Raw genomic sequence first — 16,411 nt, 5'->3', positions numbered from 1 at the left:
GGCATCGCCGCGACGAGAGAAGCGAGCAGAGAACAGGATCCAGACGTGAACGCGATTACCTCGATCGGTGAAGACAGCTGGACGGTGGCCGGGCGGACGTTTCGCTCCCGGCTGATCGTCGGCACGGGCAAGTACAAGAGCTTCGAGCAGAATGCGGCGGCCGTGGCGGCCTCGGGGGCCGAGATCGTGACCGTTGCGGTGCGGCGGGTGAACATCGCCGACCCCAAGCAGCCGATGCTGACCGATTTCATCGATCCCCGGCAGATCGTCTATCTTCCCAACACCGCCGGCTGCTTCACCGCGGACGAGGCGATCCGCACCTTGCGGCTGGCGCGCGAGGCCGGCGGCTGGACGCTGGTCAAGCTCGAGGTGCTGGGGGAGGCGAAGACGCTCTACCCCGACATGATCGAGACGCTGCGCGCGACCGAGATCCTGGCGAAGGAAGGCTTCCAGCCGATGGTCTATTGCGCCGACGACCCGATCGCCGCGAAGCGGCTCGAGGATGCCGGCGCGGTGGCGATCATGCCGCTCGGCGCGCCGATCGGCTCCGGCCTCGGCCTTCAGAACGAGGTGATGATCCGCATCATGATCGAGAACGCCAGGGTGCCGGTGCTGGTCGATGCCGGCGTCGGCACCGCCTCGGACGCGGCGGTGGCGATGGAGCTCGGCTGCGACGGCGTGCTGATGAACACGGCGATCGCCGAGGCCAAGGATCCGGTGATGATGGCGACGGCGATGCGGCTCGCGGTCGAATCCGGCCGCCTGGCATACCGCGCGGGCCGGATGGGCAAGCGCCGCTACGCCGATCCGTCGAGCCCGCTGGCGGGGCTGATCTGAGCCGTCGCCGGCCCCGGCGGCTCGCAGCCGGGGCGGCCCTGGTCCTCGCCGCGTCGTGCGGGGAGAGATCCCCTGACGACACGGCGCTCGCGTGTTCGATGGCTTCGCCGTCCAGCTGGGTGAAGGCGGGTCCGAGTTTTGCACCAGAGGGGCAGAGATCGCGGCGGCTCTCCGCGGCCGATCGGCGGATCGCCGATGACAGCAGCCGGTGGCGCACGCTTCAACCGGGATCGGCCTTCCTGGCCGACTCGGCCGCGACCTGCGGGACTGTCGCCAGGCCGGTGGAGACATTGAAGATCAGCGATGACGGCGAGTGGGCGCTCGCCCGGTTCAGCAGCGACTGGTCGATCGAGGAATGTCTCGCGCGGCGCGGAGCCGGTAAATGGATCGAGCGCGAATGCGACGTTGCGGTCCATATCGAGCCGGAGATGCCGCCGGCGGGCACGCGCTGATCTCGACGCCTGGGGTGGGGGCGCAGCCGCCGCGTCACGGCCGGCTGCGCACGCCCTCACTCGGACTCGGGCTGCTCGCCGCCTTCAGGCGCCTGCGCGTCGGCGAAATAAGGCTCGACCTCGCCCTTCAGCTTGATCGTGACCGGCTGGCCGAAACGGTCGAGGCTGCGGCCCGCGGCGACGCGAATCCAGCCCTCGGAGATGCTGTATTCCTCGACGTCGGTGCGCTCCTTGCCCTTGAAACGGATGCCGACGCCACGGCGCAGCAATTCGGCGTTGAAGTGCGGGCTCTTCGGGTTGAGCGAGAGCCGGTCGGGGGGCGTGTCTGCCATGATGTTCAGCCTTTTGTCTGTTTTCCGCTCTCTAGCGCCTGGCGCGGCGTCGTCCAGTCGCTCTACGCCCGCGGGTCATCGGCGCCTTTCCCTCCGTTCTCTTTCTCCCAGCACGGGTCCCAGTTCGGCTGGGGCCCGAACCGGACGGCAAGAAACTCGACCAGCGCCCGTACCCGCGCGGTCGTCGCGCGGCCCGGCGGCATCAGCGCATGGAGCCCGCTTTCCGGAAGCCCGTAATCGAGCAGCACCGGCTCGAGCTTTCCGCCGTTCAGGCCCGGCGATGCGATAAAGGTCGGCAGCAGGCAAAGGCCCAGCCCTGCCTCGGCGGCGGCGCGCAGCATATCTCCGTTGTCCGCGCGCATCCGCGGCTGCAGGCGGATCGTCTCCCAGCGATCGCCGACGCGAAAGCGCCACTGCTCGTTGCCGTAGATCAGGATGTCGTGGTCGGCGAGCTCGCGGGGCGTTGATGGCCGGCCCTTGCGGTCCAGGTAGGACGCGCTCGCGACCAGGATGCGCCGCACCGGCGCGATCTTGCGGGCGATCAGCGCCGAATCCTGCAGCTGCCCGATCCGAACCGCGAGATCGAAGCCGCCGGCGATCAGATCGACGTTGCGATCGTCGAACGAGATGTCGAGCTCGACCCGCGGATTGTCGGCGGCGAAGTCGGCAAGGGCGGGGGCGAGATGGGAGACCCCGAACGAGAGGGGGGCGGAGAGCCGGATCGGCCCCGCGACCTGGGTCACCGATTCGGCGACCACTTCCTGCGCCGCCTCCAGCTCTGCGAGCACGTTCGAGGCGCGCTCGAAATAGGCCTGGCCGGCGTCGGTCGGCTGGGCGCCGGCGGCGCTGCGGGTGAGCAGACGGGCGGCGAGCTGCTCCTCGAGCCGCGCCACCCTGCGGCTGACGATGGACTTCGACATGCCCATTCGCTCCGCGGCGCGGGAAAAGGCGCCCGTCTCGACGACCCGGACGAAGGCGAGGACGTCGAGCAGATCGACCGATGAGCGTTCCATATCGTGCAACACCATGATGCGCCGCGCGCGGCTACCGGCAACGCCGATAGGCTCCTAGATCGTCCTGGACAAGACAACAGGAGGTTTTCATGACCAAGGTTCTCGTTCTGGACAGCGCCGCCACCGGCGATGCGTCCGTCTCGCGCAGGCTGACCGCCGAGCTGGTCGACGGCCTGCTCGCGCGGGAGCCGGATGCGCAGATCGTTCGCCGCGATATCGGCACTGATCCGATCCCCCACCTCACCGCCGAAACGGTCGGCGCGATCCGCGGGGCGGAGCCCGAGACCGACGCTGCCCGCGCCGCGCTCGCCCTGTCCGATGCTCTGGTGGACGAGCTGCGGCAGGCGGACCTGATCGTCATCGGTGCGCCGATGTACAATTTCGGCATCCCGTCGACGCTCAAGGCCTGGTTCGACCATGTGCTGCGCGCCCGCGTCACCTTCCGCTACACCGAGGCCGGGCCCGAGGGGCTGCTCGCGGGGAGGAAGGCGATCGTGGTCGAAAGCCGCGCCGGCCTCTACAGCGAGGGACCGGCGGCGTACATGGACAGCCAGGAGCCGCATCTCAGGAACCTGCTCGGCTTCATGGGCATCACCGACGTGACCTTCGTCCGGGCCGAGAAGCTCGCTTTCGGGCCGGAAGTTGCCGAGGCCGCTTTGGCCGAGGCGAGCGAGCAGCTGCGCAGCCTCGCACTGGCCGCTTGAGCGCGGCACCGCGAGACGACACTCTGACGACAAGGTTTCCGCCGGCGGCGCGCCCGCGGAAGCATCGAAAGGATAGACGATGATCGACATCCGCTCCTTCCGCAGCCTCGGCCATGCCGATCACGGCTGGCTCAATGCGCGGCATCATTTCTCGTTCGCCAATTATTACGATCCGGCCCGGATGGGGTGGGGCGCGATCCGGGTCTGGAACGACGACGAGATCGCCGCCCAGTCCGGCTTCCCGCCCCATCCGCACAACGACATGGAGATCATCACCTATGTCCGGCAGGGCGCGATCACCCACCAGGATTCGATGGGCAACCAGGGGCGCACCGAGGCCGGCGACGTCCAGGTGATGAGCGCCGGCACCGGCGTGCGCCATGCCGAGTACAATCTGGAGAACGAGACCACGACCCTGTTCCAGATCTGGGTGCAGACGGATCAGCGCGGTGCGCAGCCGAGCTGGGGTGCCAGGCAGTTCCCCAAGGCGGACCGGGCGGGAACCTTCGTCACCCTCGCCAGCGGGTTCGACGGCGACGGCGACTCGCTTCGCATCAACGCGGCGGCGCGGGTGATGGGCGCCACCCTGAAGGCGGGCGAGACGGCCGAGCTCGCCCTCGATCCCGCCCGGCACGTCTATCTCGTGCCGGTGAACGGCGCGCTGGAGGTCAACGGCGTCCGCGCCGAGGCGCGCGACGGAGTCGCGATCACGGGCGAGGAGAAGATCGCCCTGCGCGCGATCGAAGACACCGAGATCGTGCTCGTCGACGCCCGTTGAGGTCCGTCGCGGCTGCCAATGTCGATGCCCCGCCGAGCTCGCTCGGCGGGGCATTTTTCTTGCCGGCTCGCGGCTGAGCAAAAAACCTTGGGTTCGCAGCCGGTTAACCATCTTTCCTTGGCACCGGCGCGAAACTCGGGCGTTGACCGCGCATGCCCCGCTTCTTCTTCCATTTCGAAAACCAGGGCGTTCGCGTTCCCGATGAGACGGGCCTGGTCCTGCCCGATCAGGAAGCGGCCTGGTACCAGGCCGTGCGCAATGCGCGGGACCTCATCCGCGCGGAGAGCGCGATGGGCTGCGGGTGGAGCAATCAGTGGGTCCAAATCGACGACGACAAGGGCGTGCCGGTCGATCGCATTCCGCTCGAGGAGATCGCCCGCTACGCCGGCGGAGTCTGAGGAAGGGCTGCCGGCTCAGGCGCGGCGGAAGACGCCCTTCACGATCTTGCGCGGCTTGGGCGCGACGAGCAGCTCCAGATCGCGCTCGTGCATCGGGCTCTCGAACTCGCAGCCGGCTTCCTTCTCGCGCTTCCAGATCACCCGGCTGCGCTTGGCCTCGAAGCCGGGCAGCTTCAGCCACACTTCCGAGCCCTCGTGGATTTCGTCGGGGACTTCGGCCTTGAAGCCGCCGGCCGAGATGTCGAGAACCACGATCGGAGACCTCCTGGCGCCTTCCTCGCGGAGAGCCGCTGCCAGGTTGACGATCCGCCGCTCGGCCTTGCGGCCGTCGCCGATCGGAATCTGTGACAACTCTGCGTTGATGAACAAGGTAGGTCCTCCGCCGTCGCGCCGCCTGCTCTAGCGGCCCGAACCCTAAATTTCGGTTAGGAGCAGCGGCGTGCCGGCCGCAGCGCGGCGCCGGAGCGCCGTCCGCTCCAGACCTGCCGGAACGGCGTGGACCGGCGCCCCTCGCGGAGCGCCGGTCCCCCTCGATACGCGACACGAGGGGCCGCCGAAGCGGCACCGCCATTCCTGCCCTCAAGCGGTTAAGAAGGTGCTGAGGAACGTGGTTAGCGACCCGTTGACGACGAAAGATTGTCCGGGAAGCTCAGCGGTTTGGGAAGAAAGAAGGCGGAGCCGGCCTGAGCCGCCTCCGCCTCCCCCGGTCGCGTACCATGCGAGGAGGTTACGCCGCCGGGGTTACCGAAGCGTTGAGAGGCTGCGCGCGTCCGGCGAAGGCTCAGACGCCGGTCGGGAGCCGTCTCGTCGCACCGAGCATCCGGGCGAGCAGCGCGTCGAGCTCGGCCAGCGTGAACGGCTTCTGCAGCACGGAAGCGCCCTCTCCGGCCGCGTCGCGCAGCGCGCGGAGCGCGCCGTGGCCGGTCGAGAAGACGACCGGCAGGTCGGGATCGAGATCGGCGATCTCCCGCGCGACCTCGGCCCCGTCCATGCCGGGCATCAGATAATCGAGGATGACCAGCTGCGGCCGCTCCTCGGCGATGACGGCAAGCGCATCGGGGCCGCTCCCGGCCTCCCGCACGCGGTAGCCGAGCTCGGTCAGCGCACGACCGATCGTGGCGCGGACCTGGTGATCGTCGTCGACGACTAGGATCATGCTCTTCCTTTACTCGGCCGCCTCGGCGACCCGCGCGGGGCTCGCCGTCAGCTGATCGAAAGCGTCGGCATAGGCGCCATATTCGGCGACGCTGCGGCGTCGGTAGCTCGACGGCGCCGGCGGCCGCGGGGCAGGGGGAACGACCGGAGGCACGAAGCGCGGCCGTCCGGTCGGGCGCTCGACGACCATCTGGTGGAACCACTCGCCGGCGTAGGCCCCGTCGAAGCGGTGCACGCGCGAGCCGACGATGCGGCCGAGCGGCGCTCCGTCGATGCCGTAGATCGTGGTCTCGAACACAAATCCTCGCGGTTCACCATCGGTGCCATAGACGTACATCGTCATCACGCTGCCCCTTGCTCTTTCCCCCGGCCCCGTGCCGGCGCGACCATGAGCAGCGCCCGGCCGCTGTACGGCAGGTGAATACGGCGGCGAAACGGCGGGCTTTCCCGCCGAGCGGCGCCAGGCCGTGCGGGATGGTAGACGGATCGTTAATGCGCTGCCGTCGCCGCGGCAGGGAATCTCCTTGCGGATCAGCGCTGAAGCGCCGGCGCGCGCCGTCCCAGGGCGAGTCACTCGGTCAGAACCGCATAGAAAGTGGTGAAGCCGAACAGGATGATTCCGAACGCGAGGATCATCATCCCGAAGATCAGCAGCGCATAATGGACCGGATCCTCTCCCTCGTCGCGCCCCGGCTGGGGGCGCGCCGCGCCGCCGATCAGGCGTCGGACGAGGCGCTGGCGGAAGGCCATGTGGTAGCCGACGAGTGCGAACAGGATCGCGACGATGTCTACGGCGATGACGTGACTGGACATGATCTTCTTTCGATGGGCCCGTGCTGAAGCCCCGAGCAGGGCCGGGGGTTCCGTGGCCGCCGCTTCCATTGCCCGTCGATGCCGCTGCGCGGGCGGCTGAGGCGCGTCAGACCGGCGCTTCGCTGGCGTTGCGGGACTGCAGCGCGTGGCGTCGGTGATGCCAGGTGAAGATCGCGAACGCGCCGCGATGCGGACGCCAGGCTTCGGCCAGAGCGCGCAGCGCCTTCTCGGTCGGCTTGCCTTCCAAGCCTATGATCGCGCCGGCTTCGATCTGCACCGCCAGGTCGCCCGCCGGCCAGATGTCGGTCCGCCCTTCGGCGAACAGCAGATAGACTTCGGCGGTCCAGCGGCCGATGCCCTTCACCCGCACCAGCTCGGCGATCGCCTCCTCGTCGTCTTCGGGAAGGTTCGCGAAATCGAGCCGGCCGGAGACGACCTCCTCGGCGAGGCTGCGGGCGTAGGAGGCCTTTTGGCGGGACAGGCCGGCGGCGCGCAACGCCTCGTCGCTGGCGGCGAGCAGCTGCTCCGGCGCGGGCGGATCGCCGACGATCGCGGTCAGCTTCGCCCACATCGACGCCGCCGCCTTGATCGACACCTGCTGGCCGACGATCGCGCGCAGCAGGGTCTGATAGCCGGGCTCGCTGATCCGCGGTTCGGGATAGCCGACGCGCGCCAGGGCGGCGGCGATCCGCGGCTCGCGCGCCGCCAGCGCGTCGAGCGATGTCTTCAGCGTCTCGGCGGAAATCCCCATTGCATGCTCCGTCCCTTGCCAATCCCGCGGCCGGCTAGCATAGGCCCGACCCCGGAACCTCCCGTTTTGTGAAGCAAGGGCAGCATAAAAGACATGGCTGAGCTCACCATCGTCGGCCGCGACGGCACCGAGAAGACCATCGAGGGCAAGAAGGGCTGGAGCGTGATGGAGAATATCCGCGACGCCGGCTTCGACGAGCTGCTCGCTTTGTGCGGCGGCTGCTGCAGCTGCGCGACCTGCCACGTCCATGTCGACCAGGCCTGGCTCGATCGGCTGCCGGCGATGACCGGCGACGAGGACGATCTGCTCGACAGCTCGAGCCATCGCAACGGCGCCAGCCGCCTGTCCTGCCAGATCGAGTTCGGCGACGCGCTCGACGGGCTGCGCGTCACCATCGCCCAGGAGGACTGACGCTCTCGCTCAGAGCTGGAGCAGCGCCTCCGGCTTGCTCGCGTCGAGCGGCCCGACCGTCCAAGTGAGGCTGCGGCCCGCGGCGGCCCGCGCCGGGCCTTCGCGCGTGTTGTTGGTCAGGATCTCGGCGTCGGTGGTGAGGGTGAAGGTCCCTTCCGGCTTCTTCATCCAGCTCTCCGCGGCGCCCTTGGCCTGCGCGCCGACCGCACCCTGCATCGCCGAGCCCATGCCCTGCCAGCCGCCTTCCTTCGGCTGGACGAAAGCCGGCGCGAGGACCCGGATGCGATTGCCGCTGAGGCGTACGACCTTCACGAACGGGATGATCATGTCGATCTCGGGAAAGACCGGGAAGACGAAATCATGGTCCAGGCGCCCGCTGAGCTCGTAGTCGACGTCGAACACGCCGTTCGCCTTGTGCTGCACGCGTTTCCATCCGGCATGGCCCTGCAGTCTCCGGGCGAACTCCTCCATCGTCTTGGGATCGGAAGGATCGATGCCCCCGAGCATCGCCTTGGTCATCTCGGCCTGCTTCTTCTTCTCGGCGAGCCGGTCGGCGCGGCCTTCCTCATATTCCTTTCGCTTCTGCTCGATCTCGGCAGGCGTGCAGTCGTGCGTGTCTCCGAGGACATCGTCCTCATTCTCGTAGCAGACCTGATCCTCGGGTTTGAACGGCTCGTCCTCGCTGGCGATGCCCGCCGCGGCGGAGCCGGGCGAGACGAACACCAATTCTCCGGTGTACCGGTAGGTGAAGCTGCCGTCGCGTCGGACGGACAGCGCGGCGTCGAAGCGGCCGGGCGTGAGCAGGCAGCCCCAGGCGAGCAAGGCGACGGCGGCCGCGGCCGCGATCCGGACGAGCTTCATGATCTTCCCCCCGCGCCCCCACGGCGCCCGCAGACTATGCCTGCGGGCGGTGCCGCGCGCAACGGTCCGGGTCAGGCGGTGCGGGCGGCGTAGAGCGCGATGGCGGCGGCGTTCGAGACGTTGAGGCTCTCGATGCGGTCGCTGATCGGCAGCTTGGCGAGGGAATCGCAATGCTGCTCGGTATTCTGGCGCATGCCTTCGCCTTCCGCGCCGAGGACGAGGGCGACACGGGCGGGCCCCAGCGCCTCCTGGAGGGTGGTGTCCGCCTCCCCGGTGAGCCCGATCCGCCAGAAGCCCGCCTCGGCCATCTCGTCGAGGGCGCGGGCGAGGTTCACGACCCGCACCCAGGGCACGGTCTCGAGCGCGCCGCTCGCCGCCTTGGCGAGCGCACCGGATTCGGGCGGGGCATGGCGATCCTGCGTGACCAGCCCCAGCGCGTCGAAGGCGGCGGCGCTGCGCAGGATCGCGCCGACATTGTGCGGATCGGTGACCTGATCGAGCACCAGCAGCGGCCGCCGGTCCTCGGCCTGGTCGAGCAGGTCGGCGAGCAGGATGTCGTCGAGCCGCTCCACTTCGGCGACGATTCCCTGGTGAGGGGCGTCACGGGCGACGAGCCGGCCGAGATCGGCGGCGTCCGCGAAGGTGACCGGAATGCCGCTGTCGATGTCGAATTCGGCCGCGGCCTCGCGCGTCGCCCAGATCCGCACCACCCGGCGATCGGGGTTCTCCAGCGCGGCCGAGACCGCATGGCGGCCCCAGAAGCGAGGACGGTTTTCGGGCTTGGTCTGCTGGCGGGCTTTGCGGCGCATGGCGGTCCCATGGCGGCCGCGAACGGCGCTGGCAAGGGCCTCGGCGCCCCGATCGGACACGGCACCCATTGCTATCGGACGCGTTTCAGAGGACAGTCGAGCCAGGTGAGGAGACCGCGATGAAGAGCGGAGTCGATCTATTCGTCACCCTACTGGCCCTGCTGTTCATGCCGTTCATCGGCCTGTCGGCAGCCGCGCACGAGGCAGAGGACGGGTCCAACGGAGAATCGATGGCGATCGTTTTCATATCCGTCGTCATCTTCGTCCAGCTCGCGCGCATGTTCTGGCACGGCCTCAAGGAACGTCGGCTGCACCGCTCCCGCTAGTCGCCGCGGGCGCGGTCTAGGCGCTCCGGCTGGGATCGGTGAGCGGCTCGGCGATTTCCTCGGGGCTCGGCATCCGTGCGCTCGCCGGCCGCCCGATCTGACGCTCGACCATCCGCCGCACCTTGGGCGGGGCGTCCCCGCAATGGAGCGCGCGCAGCGTCTCGCTGACCGCGGCGTCGGCCCGGGTGATGCGATTGTTGTGGCGGATGTAATCGAGCCAGGTCGGCGTGTGATAACGCTCGATCCAGACGCTGCGGTCGGAGAGATCGCGCAGCAGGGTCCAGTGCAGCGCGCCGTCGCGCCGGCGGACCCGGCGCCGCTCGGCCATGGCGGCGAGGAAGCGGCGGACGTCGCGCTGGCGGATGCGATATTCGATGGTGACGACCACCGGCCCGCTGCGCGGCTCGATGCGGACGTCGGTGGCGGGGGCCTGCCATTCGCGCAGCGGATCGAGATCGAGGTCGCGGCTGGCGGGCAGGGGGAGCTTGAGCCCGGCCAGGGCGCAGACGAGCTGGAGCGCGCCGGCGGCGAGCAGGGCCGTGCCGATGCCCGATCCCTCGGCCATCCGGCCCCACAGCCAGCTGCCGGCCGCCATGCCGCCGAATGCGCACATCTGGTAGATCGACAGGGTCCGCGCCACGACCCAGCGCGGCGAGTGGAGCTGGACGGTGACGTTGAAGGTGGAGAGCGCCGTCACCCAGGCCGCGCCGGCCAGCACCAGCGCGGCCATGGTGAGGGGGAGGAACGGGCTCAGCCCGGCGATCCCGGCGGCCAGCGCGAAGGCCAGGCAGGCGAGGCGGACGAGGCGTTCGGGCGATCCGGTTGCGCGCAGCCGCGCCCCGGCCAGCGCCCCGGCCACGGCGCCGGCTCCGAACGCGCCGAGCAGCAGGCCGTAGGTCAGCGGGCCTCCGGAGACGACGTCGCGCGCGATCAGCGGCATCAGGGCCGGAACGGCGCTCGCCGCCACGCCGAAGAGGGCGCTGCGCACCAGGACGACCGCGATGGCGGGCGAGAGGGTGACATAGCGGACGCCGGCGGCGATGGCGGTTCCGAGCGTCTCGCGCGGCAGGCTTCGCGGCGGCCGTTGCGGGCGCCAGCGCAGCAGCACGAAGAGCAGGCCGACGTAGCTGACCGCGTTCAGGGCGAAGGCGGCCGCGGCGCCGGCCGCGGCGACGATCGCGCCGCCGATCGCCGGGCCGACGCTGCGCGCGATGTTGAAGCCCATGCTGTTCAGTGCCACCGCGGCCGAGAGGTCGGAGCGCGGCACCATGTCGCCCACCGACGCCTGCCACGCCGGACCGTTGAACGCCGTGCCGCAGCCGATCAGGAAGGTGAAGAGGAGCAGCAGCCAGGGCGAGATCAGTTCGAGCCAGGCGCAGGCGGCGAGCAGCGCCGAGACGAGCAGCATGAAGCTCTGGGCGGCGAGCATCAGGTGGCGCCGGTCGAATGTGTCGGCGAGCGCGCCCGCGACCAGGGCCAGCAGCATGATCGGCAGCGTCACCGAGGCCTGGACCAGCGCCACCAGCTCCGCCGAGGGGGAGATCGCCGCCATCATCCAGGAGGCGCCGACCGACTGGATCAGCCCGCCGAAATTGGAGGCCATGCTCGCCAGCCACACCGATCGGAACACCGGATGGCGGAGCGGCGCGAAGGCGGAAGGCGGGGCGGCGGGGCTCGGGGACGCAGGCATCGATCCGGGAACGCGAGCGGGCGCGGAAGGATCAATCGGTGGGAGCGGGGGCTTCGTGGATCAGCGCGGCCGGCTGTGTGCGGTCGCGGCTCGCGCTCGGCGCTCATGCGCTTCGCCCCGCGCGCTTCGCGCTCGTGCGCTCCAACAAAACCATGCCCCCGGCATGGGAGGTCGCCCCCGCGTGCTCCGCACGCGTGCGCTCCAACTAAACCCTGCCCCCGGCAGGGGAGGTCGCCCCTCGCGCTGCGCGCTCGTGCGCTCCAACTAAACCCTGCCCCCGGCAGGGTTTTGTTGGAGCGGGTGAAGGGAATCGAACCCTCGTCGTAAGCTTGGAAGGCTTCTGCTCTACCATTGAGCTACACCCGCCCAGGGCGTGCTTCGAGGCGCGTGGTGGACAGGGCTGGATTCGAACCAGCGTAGGGGCAACCCCGGCAGATTTACAGTCTGCTGCCTTTAACCACTCGGCCACCTGTCCAGGCGCGCTCGAAGCGAGCGGCTCAATGGCGGACGCGCGTGCGCCTGTCAACGCGTCGATTGCGCGGCGCCGTCGGCCGGCGGTGCCTCACGGGCGCGCGGCGCCGGCCGCGGCCTGCGGCGTGGCCGCCTTGTCCTGCGCCGGCTGCCACACCCGCACGTAATCGACCTCCATGCGCTGGGGCAGGGCGGCGTCGTCGACGCCCTGGGCGCCGCCCCAGGTGCCGCCGACGGCGATGTTGAGGATCAGATATTGCGGCCCGTCGAACGGCCATTCGGCCCGTCCGCCGCCGGTCCTGTCGAAGGTGAAGACGGGCTCGCCATCGATCCCCATCCGGATCCGGTCGGCCCGCCAGTCGAGTTGGTAGGTGTGGAAGGCGCCGCAGGCCTCCTCCACCCGCCGGGTGGCGGTCTTGTGGGTGCCCTTCACGTGGTTGAAGGCCTCGGTGTGGACGCTCTGGTGGACGACGTTCGGATCGTGGCCGACATGCTCCATGATGTCGATCTCGCCGTCGCCGGGCCAGCGGGCGGGGCTGCGATCGGCCAGCATCCAGATCGCCGGCCAGGTGCCGCGGGCGCAGGGGAGCTTGGCGCGGATCTCGAAGAAGCCGTAGGTCCAGCTGGCGGTGCCGCGGGTGACCAGACGCGCCGAGGTGTAGGGCTGGCCGCCCCAGTCCGGCAGCCGCGCCGCCGCCTTTGGCTCGTGCCGCGCCTCGATGATCAGCCGACCGCCCTTTAGGCGCGCATTCTTGCGGCGGCCGGCGGCATAATATTGCCGCTCCTCATTGTGCCAGCCGCGCTTGTTGAACTGGGTGTCGTAGCGCCACTTTGCCGCGTCCGGCAGGCCGCGGCCCTCGAACTCGTCGGACCAGACCAGGGTATCGCCCGGAGGCGGCGCGAGCGGGGCTGCGGAGGAGGCGAGCAGCAGGGCGGCGAGCAAGGTCAAAGCACAGCTCGTGCGGCGAAAGGAGGATGGAAGTCGATCATGCGCGCGACCTTAGCCGCGCCACCGCGGAGGGCAACTCCCGGCCGTTCGGCGGTCAGCCCTTGTCGGGCATCAGCCAGGCCATCAATTCGCCGAACGGGATGGTCTGGTGGAAGGCAATGCCGGCGAGGCCGTCGCTGCACCAGCGCACGACGCCGGGTAGAGGCCGGAAGCCGTCGAGGGTGAGCATCACCTGCGATCCGGTGAGGAGCGGCTCGTCGGTCTCCACCTTGACGCCGCCCTGCGAGATGTCGCGGGTGTTGACGCCGTAGAGGCGGGCGCCGCAGCGCACGGTGGCGAGCCGATCGACCTCGACCCGCGGCATGCGCGGCGTCCAGCCGTTGTCGAGCAGGGCCTGGCTGGAAAGCATCTCCGCGACGTCGACCGGCTCGTCGAACTGGATGCCGATGTTCGAGGCCTCGGCCCATTTGACGAAGCCGTGGATCGGCTGGTTGCCCTTCAGCTCGATCGCCACCCGGTCGCCGACGGCATGACGGGAATAGACATGCGCCATCAGGCCGCCGCCCGAGATGTTGCGGATCAGGCAGAGCTCGCGGCCCCGGCCGCCGATCAGGCTGCCGACGCGCAGGATCGTGATGTGCCGCTTGGCGCGCCGCCGCTCGTGCGGCTCGGGCGTATCCGAGCTGAACGAGAAAATGGTCTCCTCATGCTCTTCCCGCGACAGCGCCGAACCCCTCTCTTCCATCGCGCAAGCTCTCCGGTGACCACCCCGTCCAACAGACCGACTATGGGCCATTTGGTTTAAGACTTGTTACACATAGCCGCTGGTTTTCCACGGATGCCGCCGCAACGGCCCTGCGGGGCGGAGCCCATTCACGGCTTGCTTACGTTTTTGGCCTAGTCCGGCGGGCCATGGAGTCAGAAGCATCGCCCGCGCCGCGGCATGAACCGCGCCCCGCCTCGGCGGTGAGCGCGATGGTCGGCGTCGCCGGCCTGGTCGGACTGTTCGCCTGGCTGGTGATCGCCCGCGCCTATGAATTCTCCGGCCCAAACGCGTCGCTGTGCGCGATGGTCGCCTGCGCCGGTCCGATGGTGCTGTGGTCCTTGCTGGTCGATCGGGTCCACCGCCGCGCCTCGACCGGGATCGACTGGGACGCGCCGCCGCGGCCGCTGCGGGAGACGCTCGACGTCAGTCTCGCCAAGATCACCGGCCTGTGGGCGACGTGGGCGGCGATCGGCTTCCTCTACTGCCTCGGGCGCTGGTATTGGGAGGATCCCTACCTCTTCTCGATGAAATTGTTCGGCCTGGCCGCCGCGCCGCTGCTGATCGTCTCGGTGCCTTACGTGCTGTGGCTGGACCGGCGGCTGGTCGAGCCGCGCGACGGCGCCTGGCATTTCGGCCAGCTGCTGATCGGCCGGTCGGGCCTGGTCGACCGCGAGATGCTGTACGAGCATTTCCGCAGCTGGGCGGTGAAGGGCTTCTTCCTCGCCTTCATGCTGGCGATCGTGCCGGGGAACTGGTTCAACACGGTGACTCCGTCGGCCGAGGAGATCGGCGCGACGATCTTCAGCCTGACGACCTGGATGGTCAGCCTGATGTTCACCATCGACACGGTGTTCGCGACCGTCGGCTACATGCTGACGCTGAAGCCGCTCGATTCGCACATCCGATCGGCCAATCCGTTCGCCGCCGGCTGGGCCGCGGCGCTGATCTGCTATCCGCCGTTCATCATGATGGGGGAGGGGCGCCCGCTCAACTATCATCCCGGGACGATGGGCGAGAACGGCTGGATCCATTGGCTCGACGGTCATCCGATGCTGATCACGATCTGGGCGATGCTGCTCGTCGGCCTGGCTGCGATCTACGCCTGGGCGACGGTGGCGTTCGGCATCCGCTTCTCCAACCTCACCCATCGCGGCATCCTGACCCACGGGCCCTATGCGCTGACCAAGCACCCGGCCTACCTCTCGAAGAACCTGTTCTGGTGGCTGGCGACCCTGCCGTTCTTCGCGACGACGGGGAGCCTCACCGACTGCATCCGCAATACGGCTCTGCTCGCCATGGTCAGCGGCGTCTATTATTGGCGCGCCCGCACCGAGGAGCGGCATCTGCTCGCCGATCCCGCCTATCGCGACTATGCCGAGTGGATGGCGCGCCACGGACCGATCCCGCGCCTGCTGCGCAAGCTCACCGGACGCGCCGCGCCGGTCGCCGTCGCCGCCGAGTGACCCGGGCCGCGGCCTAGACGGGGAGGGGCGCGCGCTCCAGCGCCTCGTGCAGCGCGCTGCCCAGCTGCTGCGAATTGTACGGCTTGTTGACGAACACGAAATCGGCCCCGGCGCCGGCGACGATCTCGTCGCTATAGCCGCTGGCGAGGAGCACCGGCAGGCCCGGCTGCTGCGCCCGCGCCGCGGCGGCGAGCTCGAGGCCGCTCATCCCGGGCATCACCACGTCGCTGAACAGAAGATCGACCTCGTTCCTGCCGAGCAGGGCGAGCGCCGCGTCGCCATTGTCCGCGGCGACGACCCGGTGGCCGAGCTCCTCGAGTAGGGTGATGGCGAACTCGCGGACATGATCATTGTCCTCGACGAGCAGGATGGCGAGCGAGCGGTCGAGCCCCGGCTCGCTCGCCTCGGCCTTCGCCGGCGCGGCCGTCTTGCCCGAGCGCGGCAGCAGCAGGGTGATCGAGGTGCCCTCGCCGGGGACGGAGGCGATGTCGGTCCGCCCGCCGGACTGCGCCGCAAAGCCGTGGATCTGGCTGAGGCCGAGGCCGGTGCCCTTGCCGACCGGCTTGGTGGTGAAGAACGGCTCGAAGACCCTTGCGAGGACGTCCGGCGCCATCCCCGTGCCGGTGTCGGCGATGGTGATCGCCACCCAATCCCCGTCGGCATCGCTGCGATTGGTGGTGGAGAGGGTGATCGTGCCGCCCTCGGGCATGGCGTCGCGCGCGTTGAAGGCGGCGTTGAGCAGAGCGGTCTCGAGCTGGGCGCTGTCCGCCTCGACCGGCCAGAGCGAGGGCGCGAGATCGAGCCGGACCTGGATGCCGCCGCCGAGCGTCCGCGACAGCACGTCGCCCAATGCATCGAGCCGGACGTTGAGATCGAGCACCTCCGGCTTCAGCGCCTGGCGGCGGCCGAAGGCGAGAAGGTGGCTGGTCAGCGTCGCGGCGCGGTCGGCGGTTTCGGCGATCGCCTCGAGATAGCGCAGCCTCTTCTCGTCGCTGAGGTCCGGCCGGCGGAGCAGATCGGCCGAGCCGCGGATCACCGTCATCAGATTGTTGAAATCGTGCGCGATGCCGCCGGTCAGCTCGCCGAGCGCCTGCAGCTTCTGCGACTGGACGAGGGCGGCGCGGGTGTCCTCGATCTCCTGCTGCGCGCGGCGGCGCTCGGTCACGTCGCGGGTGATCTTGGCGAAGCCGATATGCCGCCCGGCGTCGTCGTAGATCGGATCGATCAGCACGTTGGCGAAGAAGCGCGTGCCGTCCTTGCGAAGCCGCCAGGCTTCCCTCTCGTACTTGCCCTCGTTGAGCGCGGTGGCGAGCGCGCGGGCAGGCTCGCCGCGGGCGCGATCCTCCTCGGTGTAGAAGCGGGAGAAATGCTGGCCGACGATCTCGTCGGCGGAATAGCCCTTGATCGCCTGCGCGCCGGAATTCCAGTTGGT

Annotated in this window: 21 protein-coding genes and 2 tRNA genes; 8 read left to right on the top strand and 15 right to left on the bottom strand. The window is 69.4% G+C overall.

Translation table 11 applies throughout. The features are described 5' to 3' along the window. Positions 1-45: 45 nt before the first annotated feature. Positions 46-837 (top strand): thiazole synthase, encoded by a 792-nt coding sequence (locus E2493_RS08410; protein ID WP_404828303.1) that lies wholly within the window; start codon positions 46-48, stop codon positions 835-837. Positions 838-1,127: 290 nt separating this feature from the next. Beyond that, the gene (locus E2493_RS21165; protein WP_167737449.1) at positions 1,128-1,289 is read left to right on the top strand and encodes a hypothetical protein; all 162 of its coding nucleotides are present in this window, start codon (positions 1,128-1,130) and stop codon (positions 1,287-1,289) included. 56 nt (positions 1,290-1,345) lie between these two features. Here the strand turns inward: E2493_RS21165 and E2493_RS08405 are convergent, their stop codons facing one another. Beyond that, on the bottom strand, positions 1,346-1,621 hold the full coding sequence (locus E2493_RS08405) for a DUF3297 family protein (RefSeq protein WP_135085654.1): 276 nt from the start codon (positions 1,619-1,621) through the stop codon (positions 1,346-1,348). A 62-nt stretch (positions 1,622-1,683) separates the two neighbouring features. Beyond that, entirely contained in the window at positions 1,684-2,649 is a 966-nt protein-coding gene (locus E2493_RS08400; RefSeq protein ID WP_225421234.1) for a LysR family transcriptional regulator, read from the bottom strand. Between the two features lie 74 nt (positions 2,650-2,723). On the opposite strand from E2493_RS08400, the gene E2493_RS08395 reads away from it, so the two are divergent. The 3 genes from E2493_RS08395 (at position 2,724) to E2493_RS08385 (ending at position 4,514) form a co-directional block, all read left to right on the top strand. Beyond that, positions 2,724-3,338, top strand: a complete 615-nt coding sequence (locus tag E2493_RS08395; RefSeq protein WP_135085653.1) for an FMN-dependent NADH-azoreductase — start codon at positions 2,724-2,726, stop codon at positions 3,336-3,338. Positions 3,339-3,417: 79 nt separating this feature from the next. Continuing rightward, complete coding sequence (locus E2493_RS08390) at positions 3,418-4,116, top strand: pirin family protein (RefSeq protein WP_135085651.1); 699 nt, start codon at positions 3,418-3,420, stop codon at positions 4,114-4,116. A 152-nt stretch (positions 4,117-4,268) separates the two neighbouring features. Continuing rightward, the gene (locus E2493_RS08385; protein ID WP_135085649.1) at positions 4,269-4,514 is read left to right on the top strand and encodes a DUF6894 family protein; all 246 of its coding nucleotides are present in this window, start codon (positions 4,269-4,271) and stop codon (positions 4,512-4,514) included. Positions 4,515-4,529: 15 nt separating this feature from the next. On the opposite strand, the gene E2493_RS08380 is transcribed toward E2493_RS08385, so the two are convergent. From E2493_RS08380 to E2493_RS08360, 5 genes are all read right to left on the bottom strand, one after another. Beyond that, positions 4,530-4,883, bottom strand: coding sequence for a PilZ domain-containing protein (locus E2493_RS08380; protein WP_135085647.1), 354 nt, complete (start codon positions 4,881-4,883; stop codon positions 4,530-4,532). Positions 4,884-5,295: 412 nt separating this feature from the next. Continuing rightward, entirely contained in the window at positions 5,296-5,670 is a 375-nt protein-coding gene (locus tag E2493_RS08375) for a response regulator (protein WP_135085645.1), read from the bottom strand. Between the two features lie 9 nt (positions 5,671-5,679). Next, positions 5,680-6,012, bottom strand: coding sequence for a hypothetical protein (locus E2493_RS08370; protein ID WP_135085643.1), 333 nt, complete (start codon positions 6,010-6,012; stop codon positions 5,680-5,682). 227 nt (positions 6,013-6,239) lie between these two features. Then, entirely contained in the window at positions 6,240-6,482 is a 243-nt protein-coding gene (locus tag E2493_RS08365; RefSeq protein ID WP_135085641.1) for a hypothetical protein, read from the bottom strand. Positions 6,483-6,588: 106 nt separating this feature from the next. Beyond that, positions 6,589-7,233, bottom strand: a complete 645-nt coding sequence (locus tag E2493_RS08360) for a DNA-3-methyladenine glycosylase family protein (protein ID WP_135085639.1) — start codon at positions 7,231-7,233, stop codon at positions 6,589-6,591. A 93-nt stretch (positions 7,234-7,326) separates the two neighbouring features. Here E2493_RS08360 and E2493_RS08355 point away from each other — a divergent pair, with 93 nt between their 5' ends. After that, positions 7,327-7,644: a 2Fe-2S iron-sulfur cluster-binding protein gene (locus tag E2493_RS08355; protein WP_135085637.1), complete on the top strand. Its 318-nt coding sequence runs from the start codon at positions 7,327-7,329 to the stop codon at positions 7,642-7,644. A 9-nt stretch (positions 7,645-7,653) separates the two neighbouring features. Here the strand turns inward: E2493_RS08355 and E2493_RS08350 are convergent, their stop codons facing one another. Beyond that, positions 7,654-8,505, bottom strand: a complete 852-nt coding sequence (locus tag E2493_RS08350) for a hypothetical protein (RefSeq protein ID WP_135085635.1) — start codon at positions 8,503-8,505, stop codon at positions 7,654-7,656. 71 nt (positions 8,506-8,576) lie between these two features. After that, complete coding sequence (gene rlmB / locus E2493_RS08345) at positions 8,577-9,314, bottom strand: 23S rRNA (guanosine(2251)-2'-O)-methyltransferase RlmB (protein WP_135085633.1); 738 nt, start codon at positions 9,312-9,314, stop codon at positions 8,577-8,579. Between the two features lie 119 nt (positions 9,315-9,433). On the opposite strand from rlmB, the gene E2493_RS08340 reads away from it, so the two are divergent. Beyond that, on the top strand, positions 9,434-9,640 hold the full coding sequence (locus E2493_RS08340) for a hypothetical protein (RefSeq protein WP_135085631.1): 207 nt from the start codon (positions 9,434-9,436) through the stop codon (positions 9,638-9,640). 16 nt (positions 9,641-9,656) lie between these two features. Here the strand turns inward: E2493_RS08340 and E2493_RS08335 are convergent, their stop codons facing one another. From E2493_RS08335 to E2493_RS08315, 5 genes are all read right to left on the bottom strand, one after another. Next, positions 9,657-11,330 carry an MFS transporter gene (locus E2493_RS08335; RefSeq protein ID WP_135085629.1) on the bottom strand — a complete coding sequence of 558 codons (1,674 nt, stop codon included), beginning with the start codon at positions 11,328-11,330 and terminating at the stop codon, positions 9,657-9,659. Positions 11,331-11,622: 292 nt separating this feature from the next. Continuing rightward, positions 11,623-11,696: transfer RNA gene (locus tag E2493_RS08330), tRNA-Gly, on the bottom strand. Between the two features lie 22 nt (positions 11,697-11,718). Further along, a tRNA-Tyr gene (locus tag E2493_RS08325) sits at positions 11,719-11,805 on the bottom strand. Positions 11,806-11,892: 87 nt separating this feature from the next. Beyond that, positions 11,893-12,750 carry a glycoside hydrolase family 16 protein gene (locus E2493_RS08320; RefSeq protein WP_225421233.1) on the bottom strand — a complete coding sequence of 286 codons (858 nt, stop codon included), beginning with the start codon at positions 12,748-12,750 and terminating at the stop codon, positions 11,893-11,895. 94 nt (positions 12,751-12,844) lie between these two features. Further along, the gene (locus E2493_RS08315; protein ID WP_167737448.1) at positions 12,845-13,495 is read right to left on the bottom strand and encodes a PilZ domain-containing protein; all 651 of its coding nucleotides are present in this window, start codon (positions 13,493-13,495) and stop codon (positions 12,845-12,847) included. A 167-nt stretch (positions 13,496-13,662) separates the two neighbouring features. On the opposite strand from E2493_RS08315, the gene E2493_RS08310 reads away from it, so the two are divergent. Next, positions 13,663-14,979 (top strand): methyltransferase family protein, encoded by a 1,317-nt coding sequence (locus E2493_RS08310; protein ID WP_191992980.1) that lies wholly within the window; start codon positions 13,663-13,665, stop codon positions 14,977-14,979. 13 nt (positions 14,980-14,992) lie between these two features. On the opposite strand, the gene E2493_RS08305 is transcribed toward E2493_RS08310, so the two are convergent. Continuing rightward, positions 14,993-16,411, bottom strand: a 1,419-nt coding sequence (locus E2493_RS08305) for an ATP-binding protein (protein WP_135085625.1), incomplete at its 5' end; no start/stop codon positions are given.

Origin of the sequence: Sphingomonas parva (ex Maeng et al. 2020), assembly GCF_004564275.1 — a bacterium.
Lineage (GTDB): Bacteria > Pseudomonadota > Alphaproteobacteria > Sphingomonadales > Sphingomonadaceae > Allosphingosinicella > Allosphingosinicella parva.
Note: the sequence above shows the minus strand (reverse complement) of the source record. Positions and strands in the feature narration are given on the sequence as shown.